This is a genomic window from Enterobacter cloacae complex sp. IR53041 (assembly GCF_049238285.1).
Lineage (GTDB): Bacteria > Pseudomonadota > Gammaproteobacteria > Enterobacterales > Enterobacteriaceae > Enterobacter > Enterobacter roggenkampii.
The window spans coordinates 1-26,326 of sequence record NZ_JBMKHB010000048.1 but is presented as its reverse complement, the minus strand read 5'-3'; the positions used below and the strand labels follow the sequence as shown (position 1 = coordinate 26,326).

Sequence of the window (26,326 nt, the reverse complement as noted above, 5' to 3'; positions counted from 1 at the left end):
CGCGGCTTTCGCTCACCGTTGCGAGGTGGCGTATATTACGCTTTCCTCTTTCAGAGTCAACCCGTTATTTCAGGATTTTTTCTCTTCAACCGACCAGGCTGTTTGTGAAGTGATTCACATCCGCCGTGTCGATGGAGGCGCATTATAGGGATCCCAATTTTTAGCACAAGTATTTTTTAGATCTTTTTTTCCGACTGCTGATTTTCCGCGCTTTTCGCTGAAATCCCGCCCGATCTGCTTAAATATTGACGTATTTTGCCTTGCCTCGATCGACGAATACGATCAAAGTCTTCTGTATAGCGCTCATTCTCAGAGGTAGTTATGTCTGCAGTATTACGTCCTTATAAAGATCTGTTCCCCAAACAAGGCGATCGCGTGATGATCGACGCCAGTAGTGTGGTCATTGGTGATGTCCGACTGGCCGATGACGTTAGTATCTGGCCACTCGTTGCCATCAGGGGAGACGTTAACTATGTGTCTATTGGCGCGCGAACCAATATTCAGGACGGTAGCGTTCTGCACGTCACGCACAAATCGTCCTATAACCCGAAAGGCAATCCCCTCATTATTGGAGAAGATGTTACCGTCGGCCATAAAGTCATGCTTCACGGCTGCACTGTCGGAAATCGCGTACTTGTTGGCATGGGGTCGATTTTACTGGATGGCGTCATAGTAGAAGATGACGTGATGATTGGCGCCGGTAGCCTGGTCCCGCAGAACAAACGGCTGGAGAGCGGCTATCTCTATCTGGGAAGCCCAGTAAAACAGATCCGCCCCCTGAAGGAGGCGGAGATCGAAGGATTAAAATACTCGGCAAACAACTACGTAAAATGGAAGAATGATTATTTGGATCAGGATAACCAAACCCAGCCCTGATCGTCTTCCTGCTGTTCGCGGATTAAATCGCTGGCTTCCTCTTCCAGATCCCAGCGATTTTCGCAAAATACCGCTAGCGGGTCTGTGCCGCCAAAACGATGCAACAGCGTTTCTCCATGGATGGCACAGGTAAGCTGCATACCCTGCACCAGCACAGGAAAACAGACCGCTTGCTTATGCTCATCCCAGCTCTCTCTGTCCGGGAAATGAATAGCCTGATTCACGCCGAAAGCTCCTGCTTTAGCTTTTCAATGACCGGCTCGACAGCAGGCAACACTCCGTGCCAGAGCAGTACCGCATGCGCAGCCTGCCCCACCAGCATTCCCAGCCCATCGGCTAACTGTTTCGCGCCGTGTTGTTCACACCAGTTCAGGAAAGGCGTCTTACCTTTCTGATAGAACATGTCATAGAAGTACATATGCGCACTGACCAACGAAGCGGGGATCGCCGGGATCTCGCCACTGATGCCGCTGGATGTGGCATTAATGACAAGATCGAACTCACGTTCAGCAAGATCGTCAAGCGCTACCGCGCTCACGCTGCCGGTATGCGCAAACAACGCCGCCAGCGCTTCTGCCCGGGAAAAAGTTCTGTTAGTAATGGTCACTGAACAGTCCAGGGAAAGCAGAGGCAACAGAACGCCCCTCGATGCACCACCCGCGCCAATCAGCAGAACCCGGAATCCGGGTTTGATAAAGGAGAGTCTTTCCAGATCGCTGAGTAAACCAATCCCGTCGGTGTTGTCCCCCAGAAGGCGTCCATCCTCAAGCCGTTTTAGAGTATTGACTGCACCTGCAAGTGAAGCGCGCTCGGTCAGCTCATCTGCACGTTCGAATGCTTCTTCTTTAAACGGGACCGTCACATTCGCGCCTTTGCCCCCCGCTGCGAAAAAGGCCTCCAGCGTTGGGATAAAGGCATCCACTGGCGCCAGTACGCGCCCATAGGGATGATCTATCTGCAGCTGCTCCGCGAATTGCTGATGAATCCACGGTGACTTGCTGTGTGCAATCGGATTACCAAAAACAGCATAGGTTTCCATGAGATTACCCCTGGCGAAAACGTTCGCCGGTCAAAGCGTCGCGAATCTCAGACGGATTCAGGCGCCCTCCCGTTTCACCAACAGCGACAGGGAAGTCATTCCCGAACTGCGCCAGCACTTCTTCAGTTGTCCGACAAGGCGGCTGCCCGGTCAGGTTGGCGCTGGTTGAGACCAGTGGTTTACCAAATGCCAGGCACAGCTCCACCACCAGCGGATGGTCAGTGACGCGAACGGCAAGGGAGTCAAAGCGTCCGGTTAACCAGCGCGGCGTTGTAGGCTGAGCCGGGAAGACGAAGGTTACTGGTCCAGGCCATGCGGAGAAGATTGTCTCGCGCTGTGCCGGTGTCAGCATAGAATCATCAATATAGGGTTTAAGCTGCTCGTAATTCGCAGCGATCAAAATCAGCCCTTTTTCGACGGGTCTTTGTTTCAGAGTAAGCAGACGGCTCACAGCCGTTTCGCTGTCAGGATCGCAACCGACCCCAAAAACAGCTTCAGTTGGATAGGCGATGACTTCTTCATTTTTCAGTACGTCCACTGCATGCGCAATGGAGCCTGATGGCAGGTTATTATTCACTATTTTGATCCGCCGTAACCGGCTTTCCACATTGTTTACTGGCGCAGAAGCGTTTCATGCCTTGCGCGGTTTTCTTCTCTATCAGTAGCGGATAATTGCAATGAGGGCAGATTCCCGCTACCGGCTTAAAATTGATAACGAACTGGCATTCAGGGTAGCGATCGCACGAATGGAAAGTCTTACCATAACGGGAGCGGCGCTGTACCAGCTGACCGCGCTGACACTGAGGGCAGGCAATTGCCGTTTCATCAGGCTTATCAATTTGTTCCGTATGTTCACATTCCGGGTAGCGGCTACATCCAATAAACATGCCGAAACGCCCCTGACGTAGCGCGAGTTCGCCACCGCAAAGAGGACAAAGCTGCCCCTCCAGAATTTTAACGATATGTCCATCCGCCTGGCTTTTCAGAGGACGAACATAATCGCATTCCGGATAGTGAGAACAACCGAGAAACGGGCCGTGTTTCCCGGACCGAATAACAAGTTCAGCCCCGCACTGCGGGCAGGGCTCGTTTTTATGCACCGTGAACAGTGCTGATTTGGCCATAACAACTCTTGGTGCTGCACATTGAATTAGTGCAGCATACCTTCATTCACTTCAAAGAGTAATTCTTCCATTTGCTGATAGGCATTTTCACAGCCCGGGATATTAAACAGAACCATCAGGATCACCCATTTGAGATCTTCCAGTTCAAATTCTGCGGTATCCAGCGCCATGACGCGCTCTATCACCATTTCTCTCGTTTCGAGGTTTAGCACCTGAATCTGCTCAAGGAATAAAATGAATCCCCGGCAGCTGGCGTCCAGCCGTTCACACTCTTCAGCGGTATAAATGCGTACTGACAATGGGTCAGAAGCAAGCTGCATCGGTTCGGCAAGGCCTTCCTGATAATCAGCCAGTTTTTCCAGCCACATCAACGCATTGTAGATATCTTCCCGCTCAAATCCCGCATCGGTAAGATCCTGTGTCAACTTGTCCTGATCCACTCGCATTTCTGCTTCGTTATGGATGTAAGTCTCAAACAAATACATCAGTACGTCGAACATGGCATGCCCTCCTTAATCGGACATAGCCGCCGGGTACAGCTGCGATCCACCCTGCTAACTCCAGTTCGAGTAGCTGTGCTACCGTTACTGGCACAGGTTGGCCGGCACGTTCAGCGACAACGTCAACAGGTGTTACCTCATCTCCTACGTTAGCCAGGAGCTTGGGAAATGGCAATGCCACCTTTCCCTGATCTGATGAATATTGTCGCTTTTCGGGATCTTCCTGCAGCCATTGCAGCCCATATTGCAAATTTTCAAGAATGTCCCCGACTTCCGTTACCGGTGTTGCCCCCTGCTTAATCAGCCAGTGCGGTCCCTCGCATCCCGGATTACCTATCGGGCCTGGCAAGGCGAAGACTTCTCGTCCCTGTTCGAGCGCACACCGTGCCGTGACCAGCGAACCGCTTCGCCGCGCGGCTTCGACCACCAGCACGCCTTTGCTAAGGCCGCTGATGATTCGATTACGACGCGGAAAGTTTGCCGGTCGGGGCTGCGCGGAAAGCGGAAACTCAGACACTATCGCGCCATCAGACTCAATAAGCCGCATCGCCAATGCCTGATGCCGGCGTGGGTAAATGCTAAAAAGACCGTTCCCCAGCACCGCGACACTTCGTCCTTTTACTGACAGCGCCGCGCTGTGGGCAACGCCGTCAATACCACAGGCCAGCCCGCTGGTGATCGTGAAACCACTTTGTGAAAGTTGTTCGCACAGGATTTTCCCCCACCGCTCGCCGTACCATGACGGCGCACGACTGCCTACCACCGCCAGCTGAACGGTATTAAGCGTCTCGGGGTTACCTTTTATGAATAATGCTCCGGGATAATCAGGGATCGTGCGGAGCAAAGGGGGATAAAGGGGATGGTTGGCCGTTAATAAATGATGACCCGGCTGCTCAAGCCATATCAGGCTACGCTCCAGCTCACTCTCATTGAGCGCAACGAACCGTTCAGCCTGCTTAGCTGTCAAACCAGCGTTTCTCAGAACAAGCGTGTCGATGCCTTCCTGCCTCTGCAGTCGTGCAGCCGCTTCCACCATGACATCACCACACAAAGAACCTGTGTGCATGAGCCGTAGCCAAATCTCGGTAGATGTCATCCTTTCCCCTGCCATAAGCGGTCTCCGCAATCATTGCGATTGGTCACTGATGCTGTCAATCGATGGGGGATTTGTCTAGAATAGAGGGAGTATTCTTATCAACTCCTGAACACGACTCTGGAAATTTATGGCAGTTTTGCAAGTATTACATATTCCGGACGAGCGCCTTCGCATCGTCGCTGAACCGGTTAAAGAAGTGAATGCAGAAATCCAGCGTATCGTTGATGATATGTTCGATACCATGTACGCCGAAGAAGGCATTGGCCTGGCGGCAACGCAGGTGGACATTCACAAGCGTATTATCGTGATCGACGTTTCTGAGAATCGCGATGGCCGTCTGGTGCTGATCAACCCAGAGCTGCTTGAAAAGAGTGGCGAAACCGGTATTGAGGAAGGCTGTCTCTCCATTCCTGAACAGCGCGCGTTAGTGCCGCGTGCCGAAAAAGTGAAAATTCGCGCCCTGGATCGTGACGGTAATCCGTTCGAACTGGAGGCAGATGACCTGCTGGCGATTTGTATTCAGCATGAGATGGATCACCTGGTCGGTAAACTGTTTATCGATTATCTCTCGCCGCTGAAACAGCAGCGTATTCGTCAGAAAGTAGAGAAACTGGATCGTTTGCGTTCTCGCGCATAACGTCCCACCGGATACAAGGATCATCGTGTCTAAATCACTACGTATTATCTTCGCGGGAACCCCTGATTTTGCAGCGCGTCATCTTGACGCGCTGTTATCGTCTGGTCACCAGATTGTTGGCGTCTTTACCCAACCGGACCGTCCTGCTGGTCGCGGCAAAAAACTGATGCCGAGCCCGGTCAAGGTGCTGGCAGAAGAGCATGGGCTTCCTGTTTTCCAGCCCGCATCGCTGCGCCCGCAGGAAAATCAGCAGCTGGTTGCTGACCTGAATGCCGACGTAATGGTGGTGGTGGCTTACGGTTTAATTTTGCCAAAAGCCGTGCTCGATATGCCGCGTCTGGGTTGCATCAACGTGCATGGGTCTCTGCTCCCGCGCTGGCGTGGTGCTGCACCTATCCAGCGCGCGCTGTGGGCGGGTGATGCCGAAACGGGCGTGACCATCATGAAGATGGACGTAGGTTTAGACACCGGCGACATGCTCTATAAACTGGCCTGCCCCATTACGTCAGACGATACCAGCGCCACGCTGTATGACAAACTGGCAGACCTTGGCCCACAAGGGCTCATCGAGACGCTTCAGCAGCTTGCTGACAATACGGTAAAACCAGAAGTTCAGGACGACGCGCTGGTAACCTACGCCGAAAAGCTGAGCAAAGAAGAAGCGCGGATCGACTGGTCCCTGTCAGCCGCTCAGCTTGAACGTTGCATTCGCGCTTTTAATCCGTGGCCGATGAGCTGGTTGGAAATTGATGGGCAGCCAGTAAAAGTCTGGAAAGCCTCCGTCATTAGCGGTGCGACTACGGTGGAACCCGGTACGATTATTGATGCCAGCAAGAACGGCATCCAGGTGGCGACTGCGCAAGGGATTTTGAATCTTGAATCGCTCCAACCGGCCGGTAAGAAAGCCATGAGTGCTCAGGATCTACTAAATTCCCGTCGCGAATGGTTTATCCCTGGCAATCGCCTTGCCTGAGCAAATTTATTCTTAAGGCCCGGTGTTTCCGGGCATTTTTATTTTTACGGTTATGAAAAAACAAAATCTACGCAGCATGGCGGCCCAGGCCGTCGAGCAGGTTATCGAGCAGGGCCAGTCACTGAGCAACGTCCTGCCTCCCCTGCAGCAAAAAGTCTCTGATAAAGATAAAGCCCTGCTTCAGGAGCTCTGCTTTGGCGTCCTGCGAACACTCTCTCAGCTTGAGTGGTTGATTAACAAGCTGATGTCCCGCCCAATGACGGGCAAGCAGCGCACTGTACATTATTTAATTATGGTGGGTTTTTATCAGCTTCTTCATACCCGCATCCCACCTCATGCCGCGCTGGCAGAGACGGTGGAAGGTGCCGTTGCGATTAAACGTCCTCAGCTGAAAGGGCTGATCAACGGCGTATTGCGTCAGTTCCAGCGACAGCAGGATGAGCTTCTGGCTGAATTTGCCCAAAACGAAGCGCGCTTCCTGCATCCGGACTGGCTGTTGAAGCGCCTGAAAAAAGCTTATCCGCAGCAGTGGCAGGACATTGCCGATGCCAACAACCAGCGTCCGCCAATGTGGTTACGCGTGAATCGTAATCACCACACCCGTGACGCATGGCTGGCATTACTCGAAGAAGCTGGAATGAGCGGCTTCACCCATGACGCATACCCTGATGCCGTGCGCTTAGCATCGCCTGCACCGGTACATGCATTACCCGGCTTTGAAGAGGGTTGGGTAACGGTACAGGATGCTTCTGCTCAGGGTTGCATGACCTGGCTTGAACCCCAAAACGGTGAGCAGATCCTCGATCTCTGCGCCGCACCAGGGGGCAAAACGACGCATATTCTTGAAGTGGATCCGCAGGCCAGCGTGATGGCAGTGGACGTTGATGAGCAGCGTCTTTCACGCGTCTACGACAACCTCAAGCGCCTGGGCATGAAGGCACAGGTTAAGCAAGGCGATGGACGCAAACCCGCAGAATGGTGTGGCGAAGCACAATTCGATCGCATTTTGCTGGATGCCCCCTGCTCTGCAACTGGCGTGATTCGTCGTCATCCGGATATCAAGTGGCTGCGTCGCGATCGTGATATTAGTGAGCTTGCCCAACTGCAATCCGACATCCTTGACGCCATCTGGCCGCATCTCAAACCCGGCGGCACGCTGGTCTATGCAACCTGTTCAGTACTGCCGGAAGAAAACAGTCAGCAAATCGCGGCCTTCCTTAAACGAACCCCGGACGCGGCGCTGCACGATACGGGAACGCCTGAATGCCCGGGTCAGCAGAATCTGCCGGGTGCAGAAGAGGGTGATGGCTTCTTTTACGCTAAGCTAATCAAAGAGTGATGTTGAGAACAGGTCACGAGAGATGAAGATTATCATTCTGGGCGCAGGACAGGTTGGTGGAACGCTGGCGGAAAATCTGGTTGGCGAAAACAACGATATCACCATCGTGGATACCAACGGCGATCGCCTGCGTGTTTTACAGGACAAATTTGACCTGCGCGTTGTGCAGGGTCATGGTTCGCACCCGCGCGTTCTTCGTGAGGCGGGTGCTGACGATGCCGACATGCTGGTTGCGGTGACCAGTTCTGACGAAACCAATATGGTGGCCTGTCAGGTGGCCTACTCGCTTTTTAACACGCCAAACCGAATCGCGCGCATCCGCTCTCCGGACTATGTCCGCGATGCTGAGAAACTGTTTAATTCAGAAGCAGTTCCTATTGACCATCTTATCGCGCCAGAACAGCTGGTGATCGACAATATCTACCGTCTGATCGAATATCCGGGCGCCCTGCAGGTGGTGAACTTTGCCGAAGGTAAAGTGAGCCTGGCCGTCGTTAAGGCCTATTACGGCGGCCCGTTGATTGGCAACGCGTTGTCCACCATGCGCGAGCATATGCCGCATATTGATACGCGCGTCGCGGCTATTTTCCGCCACGACAGACCTATCCGCCCGCAGGGCTCTACGATTGTCGAAGCCGGGGACGAAGTCTTCTTTATTGCGTCTTCACAGCATATTCGTGCGGTGATGAGTGAACTTCAGCGTCTCGAAAAACCCTATAAACGCATTATGCTGGTCGGCGGCGGCAATATTGGTGCCGGTCTGGCACACCGGCTGGAAAAAGATTACAGCGTAAAATTGATCGAACGCGATCAGCAGCGAGCGGCTGAACTGGCGGAAAAACTGCAAAATACGATCGTATTTTATGGCGATGCGTCAGATCAGGAGTTGCTGGCTGAAGAGCATATTGATCAAGTTGATCTTTTTATTGCCGTCACCAACGACGACGAGGCGAATATAATGTCTGCCATGCTCGCGAAACGTATGGGGGCAAAGAAGGTCATGGTGCTTATCCAGCGCAAGGCCTATGTTGATCTGGTTCAGGGCAGCGTCATTGATATTGCCATTTCGCCGCAGCAGGCGACAATTTCCGCGTTACTGAGCCATGTGCGTAAAGCGGATATTGTTGGTGTGTCATCGCTTCGTCGCGGGGTAGCGGAAGCCATTGAAGCCGTAGCGCACGGAGATGAAACTACATCACGCGTCGTGGGCCGTTCGATAGACGAAATTAAGCTGCCACCGGGCACCATTATTGGTGCTGTCGTGCGCGGGAATGATGTCATGATTGCCAATGATAATTTGCGCATTGAGCAAGGCGATCACGTTATTATGTTCCTTACCGATAAAAAGTTTATTACCGACGTCGAACGTTTATTCCAGCCAAGCCCATTCTTCCTTTAATGTGTCGGGTGCTCTCAAATGGGGTACCCGCTCTTTATCCTTCTCATTTCTGTGCCTTTTATTTTGCATAACGTTTAATTATCACGAATGGCAATTAGCTAATCATTTGTTAAACTTATAGTCGTCAGCTGGCACAAGGAGAACAAAATGAGTTTTATTAAAGAATTTCGCGAATTTGCGATGCGCGGAAACGTGGTGGATTTGGCAGTGGGTGTCATTATTGGTGCAGCATTCGGCAAGATTGTTTCATCATTAGTGGCCGACATTATCATGCCACCTTTAGGGTTGCTGATCGGGGGCATTGATTTCAAACAGTTCGCTTTCACGCTGCGTGAAGCACAGGGTGATGTGCCGGCAGTCGTGATGCACTACGGTGTATTTATTCAGAACGTATTTGATTTCGTGATTGTAGCGTTTGCCATTTTTATGGCTATCAAGCTGATCAATAAACTCAACCGTAAAAAAGAAGAGCCGGCAGCAGCGCCTGCACCGACAAAAGAAGAAGTGCTGCTGAGTGAGATTCGCGATCTGTTAAAAGAGCAGAATAAGCGCGTTTAATCAGAAGCTGAAAGCAGGAAGGCCAGTGGTAAATAAGCGATTCGCTTGTTTGCCACTGGCCTCCCAGTTACCCCGTTTTGCATGCTTGTCTTTACGCAGATAACTTCCTTTCCCTTTTTTATTCTTCTCAATGCGCTGTCTGAATAGTGGGTCATGAAGTAGTGCCTCAATGGCATTGTCTTTAATCTGTCCTTTCGTGTGCTGATAGCGGCTCATAAATTCTCCTGAGCATGCTTTATGTCGACGGGAGTCTAGACCCGGTTGGACTAAAAATCAACAGTCCTCGGTTTCCCCACTGGCCCCCTGTTCAAGGGCTTCCAGAATAGAACAATAAATACTGCTGTGGGCCGTGCCACAACAAGCATCATTCAGCCTTTGCAGAGAGCGCTGCATGGTTTGCAATTCCTGAATGCGTGCTTCAACTTCATCCAACCGGGCCTGCACAATGCTTTTTGACTCCTGACAGGTGTGATGTGCCGGATCGATGCGGATCGATAATAACTCGCGGATCGAGTCTAATGTGAAACCGAGCTGGCGCGCATAACGAATAAACCGCAGGCGCTGCAGATCGTTATCGGTATAAAGTCGGAAGCCACCTTCAGTACGAACTTCATGATCGATCATCTGCTGCTTTTCGTAATATCGGATGGTATCCGGTGTGACGTTCGCGAGCTTCGCAAGTTCACCGATACGGTACATAACTACTCCTCGTTTATTTTCCGCAACAAGCGTTCACCGTATTCACCGTGCAGAAAGTCAGTATTCATTCCTGCCTGACGCAGTTTAAGTTCAAGCACGGCGAGACGGCGGCTAAGTTCAGAATGTCGCGGATCGTCCTGACGGATCCCTTTTAGCAGATCGACAAGTTCAACAGCCTCTCTGCGCTGTTCGAGCTCAGGAGGGAGACAGCCTGCATTCTTTAGTAAACGGTATCCCGCGCGTAATTCAGGCGCAATATGCGAGTCATCGTCAAGCATAAGGGGTTCGCCGCGTCCCGGAAGATCGTCGAATTCACCTTTTTTTTGGGCATCACGAATATGGCGTTCTGCCCACTGGTCAAGCAGCCACATTACCCGCTCCAGAGGATGAACAGAATTGATACAGATATTGTAGAGAAGTGGGGATATCGCGGATATAAAAAAACCCGCCGGAGCGGGTTTTTTTACGTTACTGCAGATTACTCTGCAGCAGCTTCTGCTTTCTCTGAACGATCAACCAGCTCGATGTAAGCCATCGGCGCGTTGTCGCCTGCACGGAAGCCACACTTCAGAATGCGAGTGTAACCACCGGCACGGCTCGCGAAACGCGGGCCCAGTTCGTTAAACAGTTTTGCCACGATCTCGTTATCACGAGTACGGGCGAATGCCAGACGACGATTAGCAACGCTGTCAGTCTTGGCAAGAGTAATCAGCGGCTCAACTACGCGACGCAGCTCTTTCGCTTTAGGCAGGGTCGTCTTGATGATCTCATGACGAACCAGTGAACCTGCCATGTTGCGGAACATAGCCTGGCGATGGCTGCTGTTGCGGTTCAGTTGACGACCACTCTTACGATGGCGCATGACCTTATCCTTCTCAGTAAAACCTTAACCTGTGATCCGGTTACTCGTCAGCAATGCTTGCCGGTGGCCAGTTTTCCAGGCGCATGCCCAGAGACAGACCACGTGAAGCCAGCACGTCTTTAATCTCGGTAAGAGATTTTTTACCCAGGTTCGGCGTTTTCAGCAACTCAACCTCGGTACGCTGTACCAGATCACCGATATAGTGGATAGCTTCTGCCTTGAGGCAGTTAGCAGAGCGGACAGTCAATTCGAGATCGTCAACAGGGCGCAGCAGGATCGGATCGAATTCTGGTTTCTCTTCTTTCACTTCCGGCTGACGAACATCACGTAAGTCAACGAAAGCTTCCAGTTGTTCTGCCAGGATGGTTGCCGCACGACGAATCGCCTCTTCAGGATCGATTGTGCCGTTGGTTTCCATTTCGATGACCAGCTTGTCCAGGTCGGTACGCTGTTCTACACGCGCTGCTTCAACATTGTAGGCAATACGCTCTACAGGGCTGTAGCATGCGTCGACCAGCAGACGGCCGATTGGGCGCTCATCTTCTTCCGAATGAATTCGGGCAGAAGCCGGCACATAACCACGACCGCGCTGAACTTTGATACGCATGCTAATAGCTGCGTTCTCATCGGTCAGGTGGCAGATCACGTGCTGCGGCTTGACGATTTCAACATCACCGTCGTGGGTGATGTCGGCTGCAGTCACAGGGCCAATGCCAGATTTATTCAGAGTAAGAATAACTTCATCTTTACCCTGAACTCTCACCGCCAGCCCTTTCAGGTTGAGCAGGATTTCAAGGATATCTTCCTGAACGCCTTCTTTGGTGCTGTACTCATGAAGTACACCATCAATCTCAACCTCGGTCACCGCGCAACCCGGCATCGATGAGAGCAGAATACGGCGCAGTGCGTTACCCAGAGTATGGCCAAAGCCACGCTCTAAAGGCTCAAGGGTCACCTTGGCGTGCGTCGAACTCACTTGCTCGATATCTACCAGGCGCGGTTTTAGAAACTCTGTCACAGAACCCTGCATTGTGTCCTCTCTTTGGTACTAAGCTTTACTTGGAGTAAAGCTCGACGATCAGGTGTTCGTTAATGTCCGCAGACAGATCAGAACGTTCTGGCTGACGCTTGAACGTACCTTCCATCTTGCCAGCATCAACTTCCAGCCAGGTTGGCTTTTCACGCTGCTCAGCCAGCTCCAGAGCGGCCTTCACGCGAGATTGCTTTTTCGCTTTCTCACGAATGCTAACAACGTCATTCGCTTTAACCTGATAAGAAGCGATGTTAACAACACGACCGTTTACCATGATTGCTTTGTGGCTAACCAGCTGACGTGATTCAGCACGAGTAGCGCCGAAGCCCATACGGTATACAACGTTGTCCAGACGACCTTCCAGCAGAGCCAGCAGGTTTTCACCTGTGTTGCCTTTCAGACGTGCTGCTTCTTTATAGTAGTTACGGAACTGACGCTCCAGCACACCGTACATACGGCGAACTTTTTGCTTTTCACGCAACTGCACACCATAGTCAGACAGACGCGGTTTACGCGCACCGTGCTGGCCAGGAGCTTGTTCAATTTTACACTTGGTATCGATCGCGCGAACGCCAGACTTAAGGAATAAGTCGGTGCCCTCACGACGGCTCAGCTTGAGCTTAGGACCCAAATATCTTGCCATTTTCTATCTCCAACTAACCTAAAAAACGAGCGTTATACGCGACGTTTTTTCGGCGGACGACAACCGTTATGAGGGATCGGAGTCACATCAGTAATATTAGTGATGCGGAAACCAGCGGCGTTCAGAGCGCGAACAGTAGATTCACGACCCGGACCCGGACCTTTAACCATAACTTCCAGATTCTTGATGCCGTATTCTTTTACGGCTTCTGCGCAACGCTCTGCTGCAACCTGAGCTGCGAACGGAGTGGATTTGCGAGAACCACGGAAACCGGAACCACCGGCTGTTGCCCAACCCAATGCGTTACCCTGACGATCAGTAATAGTAACGATGGTGTTGTTGAAAGAAGCATGGATATGAGCCACGCCGTCAGAGACTTGTTTTCTTACACGTTTACGTGCACGAACTGGTGCCTTTGCCATTATTCAATCACCCCGATTATTTCTTGATCGGTTTGCGCGGACCCTTACGGGTACGTGCGTTGGTCTTAGTACGCTGACCGCGCACTGGCAGACCACGACGATGACGCAAACCGCGATAGCAACCAAGATCCATCAGGCGCTTGATGCTCATGCTGATTTCACGGCGCAGATCACCTTCAACGACAAATTTGGCAACTTCGTCACGCAGCGTGTCGATTTGTTCTTCAGACAGCTCACTGATCTTAACATCTTCAGCGATACCCGCTGCAGCCAGAATGGCTTTAGAACGGGTCTTGCCGATGCCGTAGATCGAAGTTAATGCGATCACAGCATGTTTCTGATCAGGAATGTTAATGCCTGCTATACGGGCCACTATGCACTCCTACTATTTAATATGTACGCACCATGCTGAAAAGCCCGTTTTCAGGATACTCAAATGGAAACGTACAGACATACAAAAGATTGGCTGGCTAATCTAGCCAGCTCAACCCAACTTTGCAAGAAAAATATGCGAAATAATCAGCCTTGGCGCTGTTTATGCTTCGGCTCGGCACTGCAAATCACACGGATGACACCATCACGCTTAACGATTTTGCAGTTACGGCATAATTTCTTGACGGAAGCACGAACTTTCATTTTTACTCTCCGTAACTTCTCAGGCGACCAATTAGCGGCCGTAGCCTTTCAGGTTCGCCTTCTTCAATGCAGACTCATACTGACTGGACATCATCAGAGTTTGCACTTGAGCCATAAAGTCCATAATCACGACAACAACGATAAGCAGTGAGGTTCCACCGAAGTAGAACGGTACTTTCATTGCATCACGCATGAACTCCGGGATCAGGCAGATAAAAGTAATATAGAGCGCACCAACCAAAGTCAGGCGGGTCATTACTTTATCGATATACTTCGCCGTTTGCTCTCCCGGACGAATTCCTGGTACAAATGCACCGGACTTCTTCAGGTTATCTGCTGTTTCACGCGGGTTGAAGACCAACGCCGTGTAGAAGAAACAGAAGAAGATGATCGCAGACGCATAGAGTAACACATAAAGTGGTTGCCCAGGCTGCAAATACAGCGAAATTGTTGTCAGCCAGTTCCAACCAGTACCGCCCCCGAACCATGACGCGATGGTTGCCGGGAACAGAATAATACTGGAAGCGAAGATAGCCGGGATAACCCCCGCCATGTTCACTTTCAGCGGTAAATGTGTGCTCTGTGCAGCATAGACACGACGACCTTGCTGACGCTTAGCGTAGTTCACCACAATGCGGCGTTGACCACGTTCAACGAAGACAACAAAGAACGTCACTGCAAATACTAATACTGCAACCAACAGCAACAGGAGGAAGTGCAGGTCGCCTTGACGCGCTTGCTCGATAGTGTGGGCGATGGCTGGCGGGAGGCCCGCAACAATACCGGCGAAGATAATGATTGAGATACCGTTACCGATACCACGCTCAGTAATCTGTTCGCCGAGCCACATCAGGAACATTGTCCCTGTGACCAGACTTACAACAGCGGTGAAGTAGAATGCAAAGCCCGGGTTTAACACCAGGCCCTGCATACCAGGCATATTCGGAAGACCGGTAGCAATACCGATCGACTGGAATATTGCCAGCACCAGAGTACCGTAACGGGTGTACTGACTAATCTTACGACGTCCAGACTCCCCTTCTTTCTTCAACTCTGCCAGGGCCGGATGAACGACCGTCAGCAGCTGGATAATAATCGATGCCGAAATGTACGGCATAATACCCAGTGCGAAGATAGAAGCACGGCTGAGAGCACCACCAGAGAACATGTTGAACATTTCAATGATGGTGCCTCGCTGTTGCTCAAGCAGTTTGGCAAGTACAGCGGCATCGATACCAGGGATCGGAATAAAAGAGCCAATACGGAACACAATCAGCGCGCCGATAACAAACAGCAGTCTGCGTTTCAGCTCGCCAAATCCACCTTTGGCACTTTGAAAATCTAATCCCGGTTGCTTAGCCATCTGCTACTTATTCCTCAATTTTACCGCCAGCAGCTTCGATAGCAGCACGAGCACCTTTAGTAACACGCAGGCCACGAACAGTTACCGGAGTAGAAACTTCACCAGCCAGGATCACTTTCGCGAACTCGATCTGGATACCGATAATGTTTGCTGCTTTCAGCGTGTTCAGGTCTACAACGCCGCCTTCAACTTTCGCCAGGTCAGACAGACGGATTTCCGCCGTGATCGCTGCTTTGCGAGAGGTGAAGCCGAACTTCGGCAGACGACGGTACAGTGGCATCTGGCCACCCTCGAAACCGCGACGTACGCCACCGCCAGAACGAGAGTTCTGACCTTTGTGACCACGACCACCGGTTTTGCCGAGGCCAGAACCGATACCACGACCCAGGCGTTTACCCGCCTTTTTAGAGCCTTCGGCCGGAGACAGAGTATTTAAACGCATCTCTTACTCCTCAACTTTAACCATGAAGTAAACCGCGTTGACCATACCACGAACAGCAGGAGTATCCTCGCGCTCAACGGTATGACCAATACGACGCAGACCCAGGCCAAGCAGCGTTGCCTTGTGTTTCGGCAGACGACCGATTGCACTGCGGGTTTGAGTGATTTTAATAGTCTTTGCCATGGTCAATTACCCCAGAATTTCTTCAACGGATTTACCACGCTTGGCAGCGACCATTTCTGGAGAATTCATATTTTCCAGGCCATCAATAGTTGCACGAACCACGTTGATCGGGTTGGTGGAACCATATGCTTTAGCCAGAACGTTATGAACCCCAGCAACTTCCAGAACGGCGCGCATTGCACCACCGGCGATGATACCGGTACCTTCTGAAGCTGGCTGCATGAATACACGAGAACCCGTGTGAACACCTTTAACTGGGTGCTGCAGGGTGCCGTTGTTCAGCGCGACGTTAATCATGTTGCGACGGGCTTTTTCCATCGCTTTCTGGATCGCTGCTGGAACTTCACGCGCTTTACCGTAACCAAAACCAACGCGACCGTTACCATCGCCTACTACAGTCAGAGCTGTGAAGGAGAAAATACGACCACCTTTAACGGTTTTAGATACGCGGTTTACCGCGATCAGCTTTTCCTGCAGTTCGCCAGCCTGTTTTTCGATGTGAGCCATCTTACACCTCTACCTTAGAACTGAAGGCCAGCTTCACGGGCAGCATCTGCCAGTGCCTGGACACGACCATGATATTGGAACCCGGAACGGTCAAAGGAAACATTGCTGATGCCTTTTTCCAGAGCGCGTTCAGCAACAGCTTTACCTACAGCTGCAGCGGCGTCTTTGTTACCGGTGTACTTCAATTGTTCTGAGATAGCTTTTTCTACAGTAGAAGCAGCTACCAGAACTTCAGAACCGTTCGGTGCAATTACCTGTGCGTAAATATGACGCGGGGTACGATGTACCACCAGGCGAGTTGCACCCAGCTCTTTGAGCTTGCGGCGTGCGCGGGTCGCACGACGGATACGAGCAGATTTCTTATCCATAGTGTTACCTTACTTCTTCTTAGCCTCTTTGGTACGCACGACTTCGTCGGCGTAACGAACACCCTTGCCTTTGTAAGGCTCAGGACGACGGTAGGCGCGCAGATCTGCTGCAACCTGACCGATCAGCTGTTTATCAGCGCCTTTCAGCACGATTTCAGTCTGAGTCGGGCATTCTGCAGTGATACCGGCCGGCAGCGGATGCTCAACAGGGTGTGAGAAGCCCAGAGACAGGCCTACTGCATTCCCTTTGATAGCTGCACGATAACCTACACCAACCAGCTGAAGCTTTTTAGTGAAGCCTTCGGTAACACCAACAACCATTGAGTTCAGCAGGGCACGCGCGGTACCAGCCTGAGCCCAACCATCCACGAAACCATCACGTGGACCGAAGGTCAGAGCGTTATCTGCATGTTTAACTTCAACAGCTTTGTTGAGGGTACGAGTCAGCTCGCCGTTTTTACCTTTGATCGTAATAACCTGACCGTCGATTTTTACATCAACGCCGGCAGGAATAACGACCGGTGCTTTAGCAACACGAGACATTCTTTCCTCCGATTAGGCTACGTAGCAGATAATTTCGCCACCAAGACCAGCCTGGCGCGCTGCACGATCAGTCATAACACCTTTAGAGGTAGAAACAACTGCGATACCAAGACCAGCCATAACTTTTGGCAGCTCATCTTTTTTCTTATAGATGCGCAGGCCTGGGCGGCTGACACGCTGAATGCTTTCTACAACAGCTTTACCCTGGAAATACTTGAGAGTAAGTTCCAGTTCCGGCTTGGTGTCGCCTTCAACTTTAAAATCTTCGATAAAACCTTCTTCCTTCAGCACGTTGGCAATTGCCACTTTCAGCTTGGCGGAAGGCATGGTGACCGCAACTTTGTTCGCGGCCTGACCGTTACGGATACGGGTCAGCATATCCGCGATCGGATCTTGCATGCTCATCTGTCTTTACTCCCGTGATTCAATTGGTAATTACCAGCTAGCCTTTTTCAAGCCTGGCACTTCACCGCGCATGGCGGCTTCACGCAGTTTGATACGGCTCAACCCAAACTTGCCCACATAACCATGTGGACGACCTGTTTGACGACAGCGGTTACGCTGACGAGACGGGCTGGAATCACGCGGCAGAGACTGCAGCTTGAGAACCGCATTCCAACGATCTTCGTCGGAAGCGTTCACATCAGAAATGATCGCTTTCAGTTCAGCGCGTTTAGCGAAGAATTTATCAGCTAAAGCTACGCGCTTTACTTCGCGTGCTTTCATTGATTGCTTAGCCATTCAGTAACCCTACCTTACTTGCGGAACGGGAAGTCAAAGGCAGCCAGCAGAGCACGGCCTTCTTCGTCAGATTTCGCAGTAGTGGTAATGGTAATATCCAAACCACGCACGCGGTCGACTTTATCGTAGTCGATTTCTGGGAAGATGATCTGCTCACGGACACCCATGCTGTAGTTACCACGACCGTCGAAAGACTTAGCGGACAAGCCACGGAAGTCACGGATACGTGGAACAGCAATAGTGATCAGGCGCTCAAAGAACTCCCACATGCGTTCGCCACGCAGAGTTACTTTACAGCCGATCGGATAGCCCTGACGGATTTTGAAGCCTGCAACAGATTTGCGTGCTTTGGTGATCAGCGGTTTTTGACCGGAGATTGCTGTCAGGTCAGCTGCTGCGTTATCCAGCAGTTTCTTGTCAGCGATCGCTTCACCAACACCCATGTTCAGGGTGATCTTCTCGACCCGAGGGACTTGCATGACAGAATTGTAGTTAAACTCGGTCATGAGTTTCTTAACTACTTCGTCTTTGTAGTAATCATGCAGTTTCGCCATCGTACTACTCCAAATTACTTGATAGTTTCGCTGTTAGACTTGAAGAAACGGACTTTTTTACCGTCTTCGAATCTAAAGCCTACACGGTCAGCCTTGCCGGTAGCCGCATTGAAGATTGCAACGTTAGAAACCTGAATAGCAGCTTCTTTTTCAACGATGCCACCTGGTTGGTTCAGGGCCGGAACCGGCTTCTGATGTTTCTTAACCAGGTTGATACCTTCAACGACAAGTTTGCCGGAAGACAGAACATTTTTTACTTTACCGCGTTTACCTTTATCTTTACCGGTTAACACGATAACTTCGTCATCACGACGGATTTTCGCTGCCATGATTCGCTCCTTAGAGTACTTCTGGTGCCAGAGAGATAATTTTCATGAACTTCTCAGTACGAAGTTCACGAGTTACCGGCCCAAAGATACGCGTGCCGATAGGCTGCTCGCTGTTATTGTTTAAAATAACGCATGCATTACCATCGAAGCGAATGACAGAACCGTCAGGGCGACGAACACCCTTCTTGGTGCGCACCACTACCGCCTTCAGCACATCACCTTTTTTGACCTTACCACGTGGAATTGCTTCTTTGATGGTGATCTTGATGATGTCGCCTACGCCTGCGTAGCGACGGTGCGAGCCACCCAGAACCTTGATACACATTACGCGACGTGCACCGGAGTTGTCGGCGACGTTCAGCATAGTCTGTTCTTGGATCATTTTAGTGCTCCGCTAATGTCAACTACTACCTGAGACTCTAAAATCAGAGCCGTTAAAAAGCCCCATATCGAGGGCGCGGCATTATAACACCGCTTCTGCAATATGGGTAGAAAAAATAAACGGCTCATCGCTGAGCCGTTTATTCGTATTGAGAAGGCGTACTGTATTACAGAACCGCTTTCTCTACAACGCGAACCAGCGTCCAGGACTTAGTCTTGGACAGTGGACGGCATTCACGGATTTCAACCTTGTCGCCGATACCACATTCGTTGTTCTCGTCATGTACGTGCAGTTTGGTCGTACGCTTGATGAATTTACCGTAGATCGGGTGTTTCACAATACGTTCGATAGCTACAACAATGGATTTCTCCATTTTGTCGCTAACAACACGACCTTGCAGAGTACGGATTTTATCGGTCATTACGCACCCGCCTTCTGAGTCAGTAAAGTCTTAACGCGTGCAACATTGCGACGCACTTGCTTCAGCAGGTGAGTCTGTTGCAGCTGGCCACTTGCAGCCTGCATACGCAGGTTGAACTGCTCACGCAGCAGGTTCAGCAGCTCAGCGTTCAGCTCTTCAACGCTTTTTTCACGCAGCTCTTTTGCTTTCATTACATCACCGTCTTAGTTACAAAGGTGGTTTTGATAGGCAGTTTCGCTGCTGCCAGGCCGAAGGCTTCACGGGCCAGCTCTTCCGGAACACCGTCCATTTCATACAGGACTTTGCCCGGTTGGATCAAGGCAACCCAGTACTCCACGTTACCTTTACCTTTACCCATACGAACTTCCAGCGGCTTCTCGGTGATCGGTTTGTCCGGGAATACACGGATCCAGATCTTACCTTGACGCTTAACTGCACGGGTCATTGCACGACGTGCTGCTTCGATCTGACGTGCAGTCAGACGACCACGGCCAACAGCTTTCAGACCGAAAGTGCCGAAGCTAACATCCGTACCCTGCGCCAGACCACGGTTGCGGCCTTTGTGCACTTTACGGAATTTTGTACGCTTTGGTTGTAACATCAGCGACGCTCCTTATTTACGGCCTTTACGCTGCTGCTTTTTAGGTTGAGCAGCCGGTTTTTCCGGTTGTTCAACAGCAGCCATACCACCCAGGATCTCACCTTTGAAGATCCATACCTTAACGCCGATTACACCGTAAGTGGTGTGCGCTTCAGAGGTGTTGTAGTCGATGTCAGCACGCAGAGTGTGCAGCGGTACGCGACCTTCACGGTACCATTCGGTACGTGCGATTTCCGCGCCGCCCAGACGGCCGCTAACTTCAACTTTGATACCTTTAGCGCCCAGACGCATTGCGTTCTGTACAGCACGCTTCATAGCACGACGGAACATAACACGACGTTCCAGCTGAGAAGTGATGCTGTCAGCAACCAATTTAGCGTCCAGTTCAGGCTTACGAACTTCAGCGATATTGATCTGTGCAGGAACGCCAGCGATATCCGCTACGACCTTGCGCAGTTTTTCTACGTCTTCGCCTTTCTTACCGATAACGATGCCAGGACGAGCAGTGTGAATAGTCACACGGATGCTCTTCGCTGGACGCTCGATAACGATACGAGATACAGACGCTTTAGCCAGTTCCTTAGTCAGGTACTGACGTACTTTAAAATCGCTGTCCAGGTTGTCAGCGAATTCTTTGGTGTTCGCAAACCAGGTAGAGTTCCATGGTTTTACAATACCCAGGCGAATACCATTAGGATGTACTTTCTGACCCATTGCTAGTCTCCAGAGTCTCAGCGATCGGACACAACCACAGTAATGTGGCTGGTGCGCTTCAGGATGCGATCTGCACGACCTTTCGCACGCGGCATAATGCGCTTCATGCTTGGGCCTTCATCTACGAAAATTTTCGCGACTTTCAGATCGTCGATGTCAGCGCCATCGTTGTGTTCAGCGTTAGCAATGGCAGATTCCAGTACTTTCTTGACCAATACCGCAGCTTTCTTGTTGGTATAGGTCAGGATGTCCAGGGCCTGCGACACTTTCTTACCGCGAATCAGGTCAGCAACAAGGCGAACCTTCTGTGCAGAAGAACGAGCATGGCGATGTTGAGCTAAAGTTTCCATCTCTTCCTCCTACCTTATTTCTTCTTCGCTTTTTTATCAGCAGCATGGCCGCGATAAGTACGAGTCGGTGCGAATTCACCCAGTTTGTGACCAACCATTTCGTCGGTAACAAAGACTGGAACGTGCTGACGACCATTATGGACAGCGATGGTCAAACCGATCATGTTAGGAAAGATCGTTGAACGACGGGACCAAGTGCGCAGGGGCTTCTTGTCTCCGCTTTCCACCGCTTTCTCTACCTTCTTCAGCAAGTGCAGGTCAATAAAAGGACCTTTCTTGAGAGAACGTGGCATGGCTTATCCTCTAAAATTATTTGCTACGGCGACGTACGATAAATTTATCAGTACGCTTGTTGCTGCGGGTCTTCTTACCTTTGGTCTGAACGCCCCACGGAGATACCGGGTGCTTACCAAAGTTACGACCTTCACCACCACCATGTGGGTGGTCGACTGGGTTCATCGCAGTACCGCGAACGGTAGGACGAACACCACGCCAGCGTGCAGCACCTGCTTTACCCAGAACGCGCAGCATATGCTCAGCATTGCCAACTTCGCCCAGAGTAGCGCGGCAGTCTGCTTCGACTTTACGCATTTCACCAGAACGCAGACGCAGGGTGACATAAGCACCATCACGCGCAACGATCTGAACGTAAGTACCCGCGGAACGCGCCAGCTGACCGCCTTTACCTGGTTTCATTTCTACGTTATGAACGGTAGAACCAACCGGGATATTGCGCATCGGCAGGGTGTTGCCTGCTTTGATTGCAGCATCAACGCCAGACTGAATCTGGTCGCCAGCTTTCAGGCCTTTAGGTGCCAGGATGTAACGGCGTTCGCCATCTTTGTACAGAACCAGCGCGATGTTCGCGGAACGGTTCGGATCGTACTCAAGACGTTCAACAACTGCAGGGATACCGTCTTTGTTGCGTTTGAAGTCAACAATACGATAAGCCTGCTTGTGGCCACCACCGATGTGACGAGTGGTGATACGGCCATTGTTGTTACGACCACCGGATTTGCTGTTTTTTTCCAGCAACGGAGCAAAAGGTTTGCCCTTGTGCAGCTCAGGGTTAACCACTTTAACTACGTGGCGACGACCCGGAGATGTCGGTTTACATTTAACAACTGCCATTGTATTACTCCTCCGACTTACTCAGCGCCGCCAACGAAGTCCAGATTCTGGCCTTCTTTCAGGGTGACGTAAGCTTTTTTCCAGTCGCTACGACGACCGATACGCTGTCCGTGACGTTTAACTTTCCCTTTAACTACCAGGGTGTTAACGACTTCGACTTCGACTTCAAACAGTTTCTGCACAGCAGCTTTGATCTCTGCTTTGGTCGCGTCTTTAGCAACTTTGAGAACGATGGTGTTTGTTTTTTCCATCGCAGTAGACGCTTTTTCAGAAACGTGCGGTGCGCGAAGCACCTTCAGCAGACGTTCTTCACGAATCATGCCAGCATCTCCTCAACTTGCTTAACAGCATCAGCAGTCATTACGACTTTGTCGAAGGCGATCAGGCTAACCGGGTCGATACCAGTCGCATCGCGTACGTCAACCTTGTGCAGGTTACGTGCGGCCAGGAACAGGTTCTCGTCCAGCTCACCGGTGATGATCAGCACATCTTCCAGAGCCATGTCTTTCAGTTTCTGTGCCAGCAGCTTAGTTTTAGGCGCTTCAACAGAGAACTTCTCGACAACGATCAGACGATCCTGACGTACCAGTTCGGACAGGATGCTTTTCAGCGCGCCGCGGTACATCTTTTTGTTAACTTTTTGACTGTGGTCCTGTGGACGCGCAGCGAAGGTCACGCCACCTGAACGCCAGATCGGGCTCTTGATAGAACCTGAACGCGCACGGCCGGTACCTTTCTGGCGCCATGGCTTTTTGCCAGAACCAGTTACTTCAGCACGAGTCTTCTGAGCACGAGTACCCTGACGAGCACCAGCTGCATAAGCAACAACAACCTGGTGAACCAGCGCTTCGTTGAAATCACGACCGAAGGTAGTTTCGGAAACAGTCAGCGCGCTCTGCGCGTCTTTCAATACTAATTCCATTGCTATCCCCTTACGCCTTCACAGCTGGTTTAACGATCAGGTCGCTACCGGTTGCACCCGGGACCGCACCTTTAACCAGCAGCAGGTTGCGCTCAGCGTCAACACGTACTACGTCCAGGCTCTGAACGGTTACACGTTCGTTACCCAGCTGACCTGCCATTTTCTTGCCTTTGAACACTTTGCCCGGAGTCTGGTTCTGACCGATAGAACCCGGAACGCGGTGAGACAAGGAGTTACCGTGAGTAGCGTCCTGGGTACGGAAGTTCCAGCGCTTAACGGTACCAGCAAAACCTTTACCTTTAGAGGTACCGGTTACGTCAACTTTTTTAACGTCAGCAAACAGCTCAACGCTAATGTCCTGACCTACGGTGAACTCTTCGCCTTCAGCAAGGCGGAATTCCCACAGACCACGGCCAGCTTCTACGCCAGCTTTAGCGAAGTGACCCGCTTCTGGTTTGGTTACACGGTTAGCTTTTTTAGCACCAGTGGTAACCTGAATAGCGCGGTAGCCATCGTTAGCCAGATCTTTAACCTGAGTAACGCGGTTTGCTTCAACTTCGATTACGGTTACTGGGATAGAAACGCCATCTTCAGTGAAGATGCGGGTCATACCCACTTTTTTACCGACTAAACCAATCATTGTTTCAACCTCTCAATCGCTCGATGACCTGATTAACCCAGGCTGATCTGCACGTCTACACCGGCAGCCAGATCCAGACGCATCAGAGCATCAACGGTTTTCTCAGTTGGCTCAACGATGTCAACCAGACGCTTGTGAGTGCGGATTTCGTACTGATCGCGCGCGTCTTTGTTAACGTGCGGAGAGATCAGAACGGTGAAGCGCTCTTTGCGGGTCGGCAGCGGGATCGGACCACGGACTTGCGCACCAGTGCGCTTAGCAGTCTCGACGATTTCCGCGGTTGATTGATCGATCAGACGATGATCAAACGCTTTAAGGCGGATACGGATTCTTTGGTTCTGCATGAGACCAGAGCTCCAATTATTTTATAAACGAAAATGATTACTCCTCAAACCCATTACGATTGATGGGAGAGTGTAACCGTTCTTACGTAGCTCCCCAATTGGGAGCATTGTTGAGTAACAAAATGAGCTACTCTGGTTCTGATTGAACCCGCCGTCAATTACGACAAGCCCGCGCATTATACGTAAATCTGGGCAAGACGCAAGTGCCGTTTAGAAATTAAGCGCCAATGTCGCAGGGTGCGTAAGAGCGCGCAACGTTTCATGCAATGTATTCTGTGTCGATGCTTTGTTTCGAGTCGCTACGCATCCCCGTTTTTTGTGCATTGCCGGACCGGCCGATTATGACGAGTATGCGCTCAAATTCGTTTGAGGCCTTATTCATGCTGACCACCCTCCCCTTTCTGCTGATCTATCTTTCACTGACAGCCTTACTTGTAAATGCCGATATTCGCTACGGTCTGCTTCCCGATAAATTTCTCTGTCCGCTGCTATGGGCAGGACTGCTCTTTCAGCTCTGTATCCAACCTGATTTTCTGCCGAGTGCGGTTGCGGGTGCGATGGCCGGATATATTGCCTTTGCCGTTATTTACTGGGGCTATTGGTTTATCTGCCGGCGTGAAGGAATGGGATATGGCGATGTGAAGTACCTGGCGGCGCTTGGTGCATGGCATGGCTGGTGCGTACTGCCTGCGCTGGCGTTGCTCGCGGCACTGATGGCGCTTCTTTGTATTCTTGTTTTTTCGGTAATCCGCCCTGATAAGAAGGCAATAAAAAACCCGCTGCCATTTGGGCCATTTCTGGCAGCAGCGGGTTTATGCGTAGGGTGGAAGACGTTGGTTATTCTTCCACTTTAATCTGTGACTGAAGATAGTTTTGCAGGCCGATTTTAGCAATGAGATCCAGCTCTGTTTCCAGCCAGTCAATATGCCCTTCTTCATCGGCCAGGATCTGAATCATCATATCTCGGCTGACGTAGTCATGTACGCTGTCAGCATAGGCAATGGCTTCACGGAGATCTTTGGCACCTTCAAGTTCTAGCCTGAGGTCGGAACGCAGCATCTCTTCGACATCTTCTCCGATGCCCAGCTTGCCGAGATCCTGCAGGTTTGGAATGCCTTCAAGGAATAAAATACGCTCGATGTATTTATCAGCGTGTTTCATCTCATCGATAGATTCATGGTACTCAACGTCGTTTAAACGTTTGAGTCCCCAGTTTTTGAACATTCTCGCGTGAAGAAAGTACTGGTTGATTGCGACAAGCTCATTTCCCAATAATTTATTGAGATAACTTATGATTTTAACATCACCTTTCATTATATAGTCCCTCCGCTTCCACTCATTGAAGCGTAGATCGGGCTACAGGGATGTCAAAAAAAAGATGGGCGCTTAGGCGATCTCTTTGTATTCCGGGATCTGCATCAGTTCGTCCTGCATGATCTCTCGCGCAGCACGTACACATTTACCGCATTGATTTCCCACCGGAAGAAATTTGCGAAGCTGCTGGAATGACTGGGGCTGAAACTGGCGAACGGCCTGACGTATTTTTTTGTCGCTTACACCATTACATAAACAAACGTACATAGAAACTCCCGTTCAAATTATGCGCAAAGTGTAAGTGAGAATGGTTATGATTACAATAGCACAAACGCCAGAATGCGGGGCGGGAGCAGGCAAAAAATGCGAAATTTTGTGACAACGCCTGAGCGGCAGAAAACAAAAAAGGACGCCGAAGCGTCCTTTTTTTATTCGGGGATAATTAATTAGCCCAGAACTTTAGCAACAACGCCCGCGCCAACGGTACGGCCGCCTTCACGGATTGCGAAACGCAGACCGTCGTCCATCGCGATTGGGTGGATCAGAGTCACAACCATCTTGATGTTGTCGCCTGGCATTACCATCTCAACGCCTTCTGGCAGTTCGATGGTACCGGTCACGTCAGTAGTACGGAAGTAGAA

The 26,326-nt window shown here is 51.0% G+C and carries 46 protein-coding genes and 1 pseudogene; 7 read left to right on the top strand and 40 right to left on the bottom strand.

Annotation, left to right across the window (positions count from 1 at the left end; all coding sequences use genetic code 11):
• Positions 1-321 precede the first annotated feature (321 nt).
• Positions 322-876, top strand: a complete 555-nt coding sequence (locus tag ACOTXF_RS22450) for a gamma carbonic anhydrase family protein (RefSeq protein ID WP_025912249.1) — start codon at positions 322-324, stop codon at positions 874-876.
• On the opposite strand, the gene ACOTXF_RS22445 is transcribed toward ACOTXF_RS22450, so the two are convergent.
• The 6 genes from ACOTXF_RS22445 to dprA are packed head-to-tail and all read right to left on the bottom strand — an operon-like array spanning position 852 to position 4,635.
• Positions 852-1,100 carry a DUF1488 domain-containing protein gene (locus tag ACOTXF_RS22445; RefSeq protein WP_023345007.1) on the bottom strand — a complete coding sequence of 83 codons (249 nt, stop codon included), beginning with the start codon at positions 1,098-1,100 and terminating at the stop codon, positions 852-854. The two genes, ACOTXF_RS22450 and ACOTXF_RS22445, sit on opposite strands and share 25 nt — an antisense overlap.
• Entirely contained in the window at positions 1,097-1,915 is an 819-nt protein-coding gene (gene aroE, locus ACOTXF_RS22440) for a shikimate dehydrogenase (protein ID WP_023345008.1), read from the bottom strand. Before aroE ends, ACOTXF_RS22445 begins: the two co-directional genes overlap by 4 nt.
• Before the next feature lie 4 nt (positions 1,916-1,919).
• Positions 1,920-2,492, bottom strand: coding sequence for an L-threonylcarbamoyladenylate synthase type 1 TsaC (gene tsaC, locus ACOTXF_RS22435; RefSeq protein ID WP_008503475.1), 573 nt, complete (start codon positions 2,490-2,492; stop codon positions 1,920-1,922).
• Positions 2,485-3,039, bottom strand: coding sequence for a type I DNA topoisomerase (locus tag ACOTXF_RS22430; protein ID WP_023294698.1), 555 nt, complete (start codon positions 3,037-3,039; stop codon positions 2,485-2,487). The genes tsaC and ACOTXF_RS22430 overlap by 8 nt, the downstream gene beginning before the upstream one ends.
• A 26-nt stretch (positions 3,040-3,065) precedes the next feature.
• A complete protein-coding gene (gene smg, locus ACOTXF_RS22425; protein WP_008503477.1) occupies positions 3,066-3,539 on the bottom strand; it encodes a DUF494 family protein Smg in 474 nt (157 codons plus the stop codon).
• A complete protein-coding gene (gene dprA, locus ACOTXF_RS22420) occupies positions 3,511-4,635 on the bottom strand; it encodes a DNA-protecting protein DprA (RefSeq protein ID WP_031275364.1) in 1,125 nt (374 codons plus the stop codon). The genes smg and dprA overlap by 29 nt, the downstream gene beginning before the upstream one ends.
• Positions 4,636-4,762: 127 nt before the next feature.
• Here dprA and def point away from each other — a divergent pair, with 127 nt between their 5' ends.
• The 5 genes from def (at position 4,763) to mscL (ending at position 9,541) form a co-directional block, all read left to right on the top strand.
• Complete coding sequence (gene def, locus ACOTXF_RS22415) at positions 4,763-5,272, top strand: peptide deformylase (protein WP_008503479.1); 510 nt, start codon at positions 4,763-4,765, stop codon at positions 5,270-5,272.
• Between the two features lie 25 nt (positions 5,273-5,297).
• Complete coding sequence (gene fmt, locus ACOTXF_RS22410) at positions 5,298-6,245, top strand: methionyl-tRNA formyltransferase (RefSeq protein ID WP_045418179.1); 948 nt, start codon at positions 5,298-5,300, stop codon at positions 6,243-6,245.
• A 52-nt stretch (positions 6,246-6,297) separates the two neighbouring features.
• Entirely contained in the window at positions 6,298-7,584 is a 1,287-nt protein-coding gene (rsmB, locus tag ACOTXF_RS22405) for a 16S rRNA (cytosine(967)-C(5))-methyltransferase RsmB (protein ID WP_232927322.1), read from the top strand.
• 22 nt (positions 7,585-7,606) lie between these two features.
• Positions 7,607-8,983, top strand: a complete 1,377-nt coding sequence (gene trkA / locus ACOTXF_RS22400; protein ID WP_045418176.1) for a Trk system potassium transporter TrkA — start codon at positions 7,607-7,609, stop codon at positions 8,981-8,983.
• 147 nt (positions 8,984-9,130) lie between these two features.
• Positions 9,131-9,541 (top strand): large-conductance mechanosensitive channel protein MscL, encoded by a 411-nt coding sequence (gene mscL, locus ACOTXF_RS22395; RefSeq protein ID WP_008503483.1) that lies wholly within the window; start codon positions 9,131-9,133, stop codon positions 9,539-9,541.
• Here mscL and ACOTXF_RS22390 read toward each other — a convergent pair whose 3' ends face one another.
• The 31 genes from ACOTXF_RS22390 to rpsJ form a co-directional block, all read right to left on the bottom strand.
• Positions 9,542-9,757: an alternative ribosome-rescue factor A gene (locus ACOTXF_RS22390; RefSeq protein WP_045354650.1), complete on the bottom strand. Its 216-nt coding sequence runs from the start codon at positions 9,755-9,757 to the stop codon at positions 9,542-9,544.
• 57 nt (positions 9,758-9,814) lie between these two features.
• Complete coding sequence (gene zntR / locus ACOTXF_RS22385) at positions 9,815-10,240, bottom strand: Zn(2+)-responsive transcriptional regulator (RefSeq protein ID WP_021242972.1); 426 nt, start codon at positions 10,238-10,240, stop codon at positions 9,815-9,817.
• A 2-nt stretch (positions 10,241-10,242) separates the two neighbouring features.
• Positions 10,243-10,611 (bottom strand): DUF1992 domain-containing protein, encoded by a 369-nt coding sequence (locus ACOTXF_RS22380; protein WP_021242971.1) that lies wholly within the window; start codon positions 10,609-10,611, stop codon positions 10,243-10,245.
• Positions 10,612-10,718: 107 nt separating this feature from the next.
• Positions 10,719-11,102 (bottom strand): 50S ribosomal protein L17, encoded by a 384-nt coding sequence (gene rplQ, locus ACOTXF_RS22375; protein WP_001216368.1) that lies wholly within the window; start codon positions 11,100-11,102, stop codon positions 10,719-10,721.
• A gap of 40 nt (positions 11,103-11,142) precedes the next feature.
• Complete coding sequence (locus tag ACOTXF_RS22370; RefSeq protein ID WP_002919219.1) at positions 11,143-12,132, bottom strand: DNA-directed RNA polymerase subunit alpha; 990 nt, start codon at positions 12,130-12,132, stop codon at positions 11,143-11,145.
• A gap of 25 nt (positions 12,133-12,157) precedes the next feature.
• On the bottom strand, positions 12,158-12,778 hold the full coding sequence (gene rpsD, locus ACOTXF_RS22365) for a 30S ribosomal protein S4 (protein ID WP_004868345.1): 621 nt from the start codon (positions 12,776-12,778) through the stop codon (positions 12,158-12,160).
• Positions 12,779-12,810: 32 nt separating this feature from the next.
• A complete protein-coding gene (gene rpsK / locus ACOTXF_RS22360) occupies positions 12,811-13,200 on the bottom strand; it encodes a 30S ribosomal protein S11 (RefSeq protein WP_003863312.1) in 390 nt (129 codons plus the stop codon).
• A 16-nt stretch (positions 13,201-13,216) separates the two neighbouring features.
• Positions 13,217-13,573: a 30S ribosomal protein S13 gene (gene rpsM / locus ACOTXF_RS22355; protein ID WP_008503488.1), complete on the bottom strand. Its 357-nt coding sequence runs from the start codon at positions 13,571-13,573 to the stop codon at positions 13,217-13,219.
• Positions 13,574-13,719: 146 nt separating this feature from the next.
• On the bottom strand, positions 13,720-13,836 hold the full coding sequence (rpmJ, locus tag ACOTXF_RS22350) for a 50S ribosomal protein L36 (protein WP_000868187.1): 117 nt from the start codon (positions 13,834-13,836) through the stop codon (positions 13,720-13,722).
• 31 nt (positions 13,837-13,867) lie between these two features.
• The gene (gene secY / locus ACOTXF_RS22345) at positions 13,868-15,199 is read right to left on the bottom strand and encodes a preprotein translocase subunit SecY (protein WP_003863305.1); all 1,332 of its coding nucleotides are present in this window, start codon (positions 15,197-15,199) and stop codon (positions 13,868-13,870) included.
• A gap of 7 nt (positions 15,200-15,206) precedes the next feature.
• A complete protein-coding gene (rplO, locus tag ACOTXF_RS22340; protein ID WP_003863304.1) occupies positions 15,207-15,641 on the bottom strand; it encodes a 50S ribosomal protein L15 in 435 nt (144 codons plus the stop codon).
• A 3-nt stretch (positions 15,642-15,644) separates the two neighbouring features.
• The gene (rpmD, locus tag ACOTXF_RS22335; protein WP_003863301.1) at positions 15,645-15,824 is read right to left on the bottom strand and encodes a 50S ribosomal protein L30; all 180 of its coding nucleotides are present in this window, start codon (positions 15,822-15,824) and stop codon (positions 15,645-15,647) included.
• A gap of 6 nt (positions 15,825-15,830) precedes the next feature.
• Complete coding sequence (gene rpsE / locus ACOTXF_RS22330; RefSeq protein WP_003863299.1) at positions 15,831-16,331, bottom strand: 30S ribosomal protein S5; 501 nt, start codon at positions 16,329-16,331, stop codon at positions 15,831-15,833.
• A gap of 14 nt (positions 16,332-16,345) precedes the next feature.
• Positions 16,346-16,699 carry a 50S ribosomal protein L18 gene (gene rplR / locus ACOTXF_RS22325; protein ID WP_003863297.1) on the bottom strand — a complete coding sequence of 118 codons (354 nt, stop codon included), beginning with the start codon at positions 16,697-16,699 and terminating at the stop codon, positions 16,346-16,348.
• 9 nt (positions 16,700-16,708) lie between these two features.
• Positions 16,709-17,242: a 50S ribosomal protein L6 gene (rplF, locus tag ACOTXF_RS22320; RefSeq protein WP_003863296.1), complete on the bottom strand. Its 534-nt coding sequence runs from the start codon at positions 17,240-17,242 to the stop codon at positions 16,709-16,711.
• Between the two features lie 12 nt (positions 17,243-17,254).
• A complete protein-coding gene (gene rpsH / locus ACOTXF_RS22315) occupies positions 17,255-17,647 on the bottom strand; it encodes a 30S ribosomal protein S8 (protein WP_006178918.1) in 393 nt (130 codons plus the stop codon).
• 30 nt (positions 17,648-17,677) lie between these two features.
• Positions 17,678-17,983, bottom strand: coding sequence for a 30S ribosomal protein S14 (gene rpsN, locus ACOTXF_RS22310; RefSeq protein WP_003863291.1), 306 nt, complete (start codon positions 17,981-17,983; stop codon positions 17,678-17,680).
• Positions 17,984-17,997: 14 nt separating this feature from the next.
• Entirely contained in the window at positions 17,998-18,537 is a 540-nt protein-coding gene (rplE, locus tag ACOTXF_RS22305) for a 50S ribosomal protein L5 (protein ID WP_001096202.1), read from the bottom strand.
• Positions 18,538-18,551: 14 nt separating this feature from the next.
• Positions 18,552-18,866 carry a 50S ribosomal protein L24 gene (gene rplX, locus ACOTXF_RS22300; protein ID WP_003863287.1) on the bottom strand — a complete coding sequence of 105 codons (315 nt, stop codon included), beginning with the start codon at positions 18,864-18,866 and terminating at the stop codon, positions 18,552-18,554.
• A gap of 10 nt (positions 18,867-18,876) precedes the next feature.
• Positions 18,877-19,248, bottom strand: a complete 372-nt coding sequence (gene rplN, locus ACOTXF_RS22295) for a 50S ribosomal protein L14 (protein WP_002919748.1) — start codon at positions 19,246-19,248, stop codon at positions 18,877-18,879.
• A 166-nt stretch (positions 19,249-19,414) separates the two neighbouring features.
• Positions 19,415-19,669, bottom strand: coding sequence for a 30S ribosomal protein S17 (gene rpsQ, locus ACOTXF_RS22290; RefSeq protein ID WP_008503489.1), 255 nt, complete (start codon positions 19,667-19,669; stop codon positions 19,415-19,417).
• A complete protein-coding gene (rpmC, locus tag ACOTXF_RS22285) occupies positions 19,669-19,860 on the bottom strand; it encodes a 50S ribosomal protein L29 (RefSeq protein WP_003863282.1) in 192 nt (63 codons plus the stop codon). Before rpmC ends, rpsQ begins: the two co-directional genes overlap by 1 nt.
• Entirely contained in the window at positions 19,860-20,270 is a 411-nt protein-coding gene (gene rplP, locus ACOTXF_RS22280; protein WP_002919759.1) for a 50S ribosomal protein L16, read from the bottom strand. The genes rpmC and rplP overlap by 1 nt, the downstream gene beginning before the upstream one ends.
• Before the next feature lie 12 nt (positions 20,271-20,282).
• Positions 20,283-20,984 (bottom strand): 30S ribosomal protein S3, encoded by a 702-nt coding sequence (rpsC, locus tag ACOTXF_RS22275; protein WP_000529945.1) that lies wholly within the window; start codon positions 20,982-20,984, stop codon positions 20,283-20,285.
• A 17-nt stretch (positions 20,985-21,001) separates the two neighbouring features.
• A complete protein-coding gene (gene rplV, locus ACOTXF_RS22270) occupies positions 21,002-21,334 on the bottom strand; it encodes a 50S ribosomal protein L22 (RefSeq protein ID WP_002919773.1) in 333 nt (110 codons plus the stop codon).
• A gap of 14 nt (positions 21,335-21,348) precedes the next feature.
• Positions 21,349-21,627: a 30S ribosomal protein S19 gene (gene rpsS / locus ACOTXF_RS22265; protein WP_001138117.1), complete on the bottom strand. Its 279-nt coding sequence runs from the start codon at positions 21,625-21,627 to the stop codon at positions 21,349-21,351.
• 16 nt (positions 21,628-21,643) lie between these two features.
• Positions 21,644-22,465 carry a 50S ribosomal protein L2 gene (gene rplB / locus ACOTXF_RS22260; RefSeq protein WP_008457150.1) on the bottom strand — a complete coding sequence of 274 codons (822 nt, stop codon included), beginning with the start codon at positions 22,463-22,465 and terminating at the stop codon, positions 21,644-21,646.
• 17 nt (positions 22,466-22,482) lie between these two features.
• Complete coding sequence (gene rplW, locus ACOTXF_RS22255; RefSeq protein ID WP_000617546.1) at positions 22,483-22,785, bottom strand: 50S ribosomal protein L23; 303 nt, start codon at positions 22,783-22,785, stop codon at positions 22,483-22,485.
• On the bottom strand, positions 22,782-23,387 hold the full coding sequence (gene rplD, locus ACOTXF_RS22250; RefSeq protein WP_000424395.1) for a 50S ribosomal protein L4: 606 nt from the start codon (positions 23,385-23,387) through the stop codon (positions 22,782-22,784). Before rplD ends, rplW begins: the two co-directional genes overlap by 4 nt.
• A 10-nt stretch (positions 23,388-23,397) precedes the next feature.
• The gene (gene rplC / locus ACOTXF_RS22245) at positions 23,398-24,027 is read right to left on the bottom strand and encodes a 50S ribosomal protein L3 (RefSeq protein ID WP_003863274.1); all 630 of its coding nucleotides are present in this window, start codon (positions 24,025-24,027) and stop codon (positions 23,398-23,400) included.
• Positions 24,028-24,059: 32 nt separating this feature from the next.
• On the bottom strand, positions 24,060-24,371 hold the full coding sequence (gene rpsJ / locus ACOTXF_RS22240) for a 30S ribosomal protein S10 (RefSeq protein WP_001181005.1): 312 nt from the start codon (positions 24,369-24,371) through the stop codon (positions 24,060-24,062).
• 380 nt (positions 24,372-24,751) lie between these two features.
• Between rpsJ and ACOTXF_RS22235 the strand changes: the two genes are divergently transcribed.
• Complete coding sequence (locus ACOTXF_RS22235) at positions 24,752-25,225, top strand: prepilin peptidase (RefSeq protein ID WP_021242968.1); 474 nt, start codon at positions 24,752-24,754, stop codon at positions 25,223-25,225.
• Here ACOTXF_RS22235 and bfr read toward each other — a convergent pair.
• The 3 genes and pseudogenes from bfr to tuf all read right to left on the bottom strand — a co-directional run.
• The gene (bfr, locus tag ACOTXF_RS22230) at positions 25,209-25,685 is read right to left on the bottom strand and encodes a bacterioferritin (protein ID WP_008503492.1); all 477 of its coding nucleotides are present in this window, start codon (positions 25,683-25,685) and stop codon (positions 25,209-25,211) included. The two genes, ACOTXF_RS22235 and bfr, sit on opposite strands and share 17 nt — an antisense overlap.
• Positions 25,686-25,757: 72 nt before the next feature.
• Positions 25,758-25,952, bottom strand: a complete 195-nt coding sequence (gene bfd / locus ACOTXF_RS22225) for a bacterioferritin-associated ferredoxin (protein ID WP_047747077.1) — start codon at positions 25,950-25,952, stop codon at positions 25,758-25,760.
• Positions 25,953-26,131: 179 nt separating this feature from the next.
• Positions 26,132-26,326: pseudogene (gene tuf, locus ACOTXF_RS22220) on the bottom strand (elongation factor Tu); the annotation flags it as partial.